This window comes from Magnetospirillum fulvum MGU-K5 (assembly GCF_000442515.1).
Taxonomy (GTDB): Bacteria; Pseudomonadota; Alphaproteobacteria; order Rhodospirillales; family Magnetospirillaceae; genus Phaeospirillum; species Phaeospirillum fulvum_B.
On record NZ_AQPH01000122.1, the window covers coordinates 1 to 4,919 of the forward strand.

Below are 4,919 nucleotides of genomic sequence, written 5' to 3' on the forward strand. Positions count from 1 at the left end.
TCCGAAGGAACCTATGCTGGTTATGTCGAGCGGCAAGAGGCCGATATCCGTGCCTATCGTCGGGAAGAGGCGATGGAGCTGCCCGCCGACCTCGATTACGATGCGATCGGGTCGCTCTCGACCGAGGTGCGGACCAAACTGAAAGCGGCCCGTCCCGCCAGTCTGGCGGCGGCGGCGCGGATTTCCGGTGTCACCCCGGCAGCGGTGACGGCGCTGCTGGGCCACGTCAAGCGCCAGTCCGCTGAGAGGAAAAGCGCATGAGTGACCCCCGCAAGGCTCTGGCTGGGCTCGGCGTTTCACGTGAAACAATCGAGCGGCTGGAAATTTATGCGGGTCTGCTGACCCGCTGGCAGGCGCGGATCAATCTGGTCGGACCCGACACACTGCCCGATCTATGGACCCGCCACATGCTCGATTCCGCCCAACTCTGGCCGCTGATTCCGGCCGAGGCCCGCCGCCTCGCCGATCTCGGCAGCGGGGCCGGATTCCCCGGTCTGGTGCTCGCCATCCTCGGTGCGCCCGACGTTCATCTGGTCGAGAGCGACGCCCGAAAATGCGCCTTCCTGCGTGAGGCGGCCCGCCTGACCGGAACAACGGTGACGATCCTGAACCGCCGGATCGAACAGGTGGAGCCGCTGGACGCCGACATTGTCACCGCCCGCGCCTTGGCTCCGCTGTCCCGTTTGCTCGATTGGGCGGCGCCCCACCTTGCCCCGGGGGGGCAATGCCTGTTTCTGAAGGGTCGGGGAGCGGAAGACGAATTGACCGCGACTGCGAAAGAATGGAAGATCGGCCACCGCCGGATTGGGTCGCTGACCGATCCGGAGGGGGTTGTCCTTCAGCTTCGAGAGGTATGCCGTGGCTCAGCCCAGCACTAGCAGCGCCGTCACTCCGGCGGCGCGGGTCATCGCCATCGCCAACCAGAAGGGCGGAGTGGGCAAGACCACCACCGCCATCAATCTGGCGACGGCGTTGGCGGCGACACGGCGCAATGTCATGATTATTGATCTCGATCCCCAGGGAAATGCCAGCACTGGTCTTGGCATCGACCGGGCGGCGCGCGCGATCAACATCTATCACGTCCTGATGGGCGAGGCGTCGCTCGGCGATGCCGCGATCACCACCGACATTCCCGGCCTGACCGTGGTGCCGTCGGGGGTCGATCTGTCGGGGGCGGAAATCGAACTGATCGATTTCGACCGGCGTGAACACCGGCTGCGCGAAGCCTTGGCCGGATCGCTTGAGGCGTTCGATTACGTCCTGATCGATTGCCCGCCGTCGCTGAACCTGCTGACGCTGAATGCCCTGGTCGGGGCCGATGCGGTGCTGGTGCCGCTGCAATGCGAGTTTTTCGCGCTGGAAGGCATCAGCCATCTGGTCAAGACGATCGAGCGGGTACGCCAAGCCTTCAATCCCGGCCTGGTGCTGCAAGGCATCATCCTGACGATGTTCGACAAGCGCAATAATCTGTCCGATCAGGTCGCCGCCGATGTCCGCGACTTTTTCGGCGACAAAGTCTACAACACCGTGATCCCGCGCAATGTCCGGGTGTCCGAGGCCCCCAGCCATGGCAAGCCGGTTCTGCTGTACGACATGAAATGCAGCGGGTCCGAGGCCTATCTCCATCTGGCGTCGGAAGTGTTGAAACGCGAGCGGGATTTGAGGACGTAAGAATCGTGGCCGAGGAAAGAAAAAAGGGTTTGGGGCGCGGGCTGTCCGCTCTTCTGGGTGACAATGCCGCCACCGCTGTTGCCGCGGTCAACACCGCCGCCGCTGGGTCGGAGCCGACCGCGCTGCCGATCGGCCTGCGTTCGATTCCGGTCGAATGGCTTCAGCCGGGGCGGTTTCAGCCGCGTCGCCATTTCGACGAGGATCAGATCGCCGATCTGGTCGAATCGATCCGCGACAAGGGGATTCTTCAGCCGCTGCTGGTCCGGCCGTTGCCCGATCATCCCGGCCGCTTCGAGATCATCGCGGGCGAGCGGCGCTGGCGGGCCGCCCAGCGGGCGCGGCTGCACGAGGTTCCGGCGATCGTCAGCGAATTGTCCGACCGCGAGGCGCTGGAAGTCGCCCTGGTCGAGAATTTGCAGCGTCAGGATTTGTCGGCGCTCGAAGAGGCTGACGGCTATCGTCGCCTGATGGAGGAATTCTCCCACACCCAGGAAGAGCTGGCCAAGGCGGTCGGCAAAAGCCGTTCGCACGTCGCCAATATGATCCGGCTGCTGGCATTGCCCGAGCCGGTGCGGGCGCTGCTGGAGAAGGGTGATCTGACGGCGGGCCATGCCCGCGCTCTGTTGACCGCCGACGATCCGGTTGGGCTGGCCCACGAAGTGGTGTCTAAGGGCCTGAACGTCCGCCAGACCGAAAAACTGGTGGCGAGCCAGAACAAGCCCAAATCCGCCGCCGCCGGACGTCCGGCTCAGGATGGCCGGGATGCCGATCTGGTCGCGCTGGAACGCGATCTGACTGAAATGCTGGGCTGCCGCGTCGCGATGAAGCCGCTGGGCAAAGGTGGCGAACTGACGATCGCCTATGGCTCGCTGGAACAATTGGACGATCTGCTGTCACGTCTGGCGCGCCGTCCCGACAAAAATCGCGAACTCGACATCGAATCCGAACCTGTCTTCGGCTAAATCCGCCGGGGGACTGTTCAGATTGGGCCGCTCTTTGTAAAATGACGATCCGACCGATGAGGGGCATGTCCGATGAGGCCGAGCGAAAGCGACGCACCGCTTGACGCATTACTCGCCAATCTGCCCGACGAGGTGGTGAAATCCTTCACGTCCGAGCAGAAGGCGGCATTGTGGAACGCGGCGAAGCCGATCAGCTGGCGCCATCATCCGATCAACATTCGCCTGTCCTTTCCCTTTATCCGTCAGCGGTATTTTATCACCATCGTCGGCGGGACCGAGCGCCGCGCTCCCGAGCGGATAGAGCGCGAGCGCTTCCGTCACCCGATCCGGACGGTCAGTAATGTGCTGTTCATGCTGGGGATGGGGGGAACATTTTATCTGTTAGCCGTCCTTAGCATTTTTCTTTTCTCCAACCTGATCGAGTTTTGAGATCTCCATGACGTCTTGTCCCTGCGGCTCCGGGCGGAGCTATGACACCTGCTGCGAACCCTTCATCACCGGGACCGCGTTGCCTCCCACCGCCGAAGCGTTGATGCGCTCGCGCTATAGCGCGTTTACGGTCCAGGCGATTGATTACCTGGAACAGACCCTGGCGCCGGATCGGAAAAATCCGTTCAATCGCCCGGAGACTGAGAAATGGGCGCGCGAGTCCGAATGGCAGGGCCTCGACATCCTTGGCACCGAGGCCGGTGGGCCGGACGATCAGGAGGGCAGGGTGGCCTTTCGCGCCCGCTTCCGCTACGAGGACAAGGACGAGATTCATCTCGAATTGTCGCGCTTTCGCCGCATCGACGGACGCTGGTTGTATGTCGATGGCGAGGTCGGCAAGGTGATGCCGGTAACTCGTCACAACGACCTGCCGGGCCGCAACGATCCCTGTTCCTGCGGATCGGGCAAGAAGTTCAAGAAGTGCTGCGGCGCCTAATGGCGGTTTCGGTCGGGTCCAAAGCCGTCCTGGGGCGGTCTTTGGCGTTTCAGACAGGCAGGTGGACCCCCGTTTCATGACCCGTTCCCTTGATGTATCGCTCCGTCCCCAATCCGAGGCTCCCCGTCCCCTGATCGCGGTTGATCGCGCCATCGCCGAATTACGGCGGGGGCAGATTGTCACCGTGCTCGATCAGGGGCGGGCGATCGGCTTGCTTGCCGCCGAAGCGGTGGCCGAAGACAGTCTGGCCCGGTTGACGTCGTTGTCGTCGATCCGTCCGGTTGTTTTGCTGACCGCCCGCCGATTGGGGGCGTTGGGCGTGGAGGGGCCGGAGAACGGGGTGGCCCGGCTGGTTTCGGCAATTGGTTTTGATGCCGAAACGATTGCGATCCTGGCCAATCCCTGCGCCGAGATCGAACCGGGACCGACCCCCGCCGGTTTTACCGTCGAACCCGGCTATACCATGGAAGAGGCCTGCATCGCTTTGGCGAAGCTGGCTCGGCTTTTGCCCGCATGCGTGATCGTTCCGCTGTCGGATGTGGTTCCCGATAATGCCGTGATCGTCGAATCCGACGAAATTTTGCGGCATCAGGTCGCGGTTGCCCGTTCGCTCAATCCGGTGGCCGAGGCGCGGGTGCCGCTCAGTCAGGCGGAAAACGCCCGTATTGTCGCCTTTCGTCCCTCCGATGGCGGGATCGAGCATCTTGCCATCGTGATCGGCGATCCCGATCCGGATCAGGCGATTTTGTGCCGGTTGCATTCCGAATGCTTTACCGGCGACCTGCTGGGATCGCTACGCTGCGATTGCGGCGATCAGCTCCGCGGCGCGATCGGCGAAATCGCCGCCGCCGGCAGCGGGGTTTTGCTCTATCTCGCCCAGGAGGGGCGGGGGATCGGATTGGTCAACAAGCTGCGCGCTTATCAGCTTCAGGATGCCGGGTTCGATACGCTTGATGCCAATCTTCAGCTTGGCTTTGACGATGACGAACGGATTTATCTGCCTGCGGCGCAGATGCTGGACCGGCTCGGCATCCATCGGGTGCGGCTGATGACCAACAATCCGGCCAAGGTCGCTGCCCTGGCTCGGCATGGGATCGAGGTCGCCGAGCGGGTGCCCCACGTTTTTCCCTCCAACGACCATAACCAGGGATACCTGCTGACCAAGGCGACCCGCAGCGGCCACCTGTTCTAGCAGGCTGCAAAAGGCTCCCTTCGGGGGCGTTTGCCCCCGTTCCCCCAACCGGGACGCACAGCGTCCCGGACCCTTTTTTATTTTTGAAATAAAAAAGTGGAGGATCGGAGGCTGGTCTCCGAACGGGTCGGGGCGGTAGCCCGGCCGCGATAGCGGAGGTTTGCTGCAC

6 protein-coding genes and 1 pseudogene are annotated in these 4,919 nt (G+C 63.1%); all 7 read left to right on the forward strand.

Annotated elements, in window-relative coordinates; all coding sequences use genetic code 11:
- Positions 1-261 (forward strand): annotated as a pseudogene (locus K678_RS16810) (tRNA uridine-5-carboxymethylaminomethyl(34) synthesis enzyme MnmG); the annotation flags it as partial.
- Positions 258-878: a 16S rRNA (guanine(527)-N(7))-methyltransferase RsmG gene (gene rsmG, locus K678_RS16815; RefSeq protein ID WP_021133678.1), complete on the forward strand. Its 621-nt coding sequence runs from the start codon at positions 258-260 to the stop codon at positions 876-878. The pseudogene K678_RS16810 and the gene rsmG, both read left to right, overlap by 4 nt.
- Entirely contained in the window at positions 859-1,671 is an 813-nt protein-coding gene (locus tag K678_RS16820; RefSeq protein ID WP_021133679.1) for a ParA family protein, read from the forward strand. The genes rsmG and K678_RS16820 overlap by 20 nt, the downstream gene beginning before the upstream one ends.
- Before the next feature lie 5 nt (positions 1,672-1,676).
- Positions 1,677-2,633: a ParB/RepB/Spo0J family partition protein gene (locus tag K678_RS16825; RefSeq protein WP_021133680.1), complete on the forward strand. Its 957-nt coding sequence runs from the start codon at positions 1,677-1,679 to the stop codon at positions 2,631-2,633.
- 72 nt (positions 2,634-2,705) lie between these two features.
- Complete coding sequence (locus K678_RS16830) at positions 2,706-3,062, forward strand: hypothetical protein (RefSeq protein WP_021133681.1); 357 nt, start codon at positions 2,706-2,708, stop codon at positions 3,060-3,062.
- A 7-nt stretch (positions 3,063-3,069) separates the two neighbouring features.
- Complete coding sequence (locus K678_RS16835) at positions 3,070-3,558, forward strand: YchJ family protein (protein ID WP_021133682.1); 489 nt, start codon at positions 3,070-3,072, stop codon at positions 3,556-3,558.
- 76 nt (positions 3,559-3,634) lie between these two features.
- Entirely contained in the window at positions 3,635-4,750 is a 1,116-nt protein-coding gene (gene ribA / locus K678_RS16840; protein ID WP_021133683.1) for a GTP cyclohydrolase II, read from the forward strand.
- Positions 4,751-4,919 lie beyond the last annotated feature (169 nt).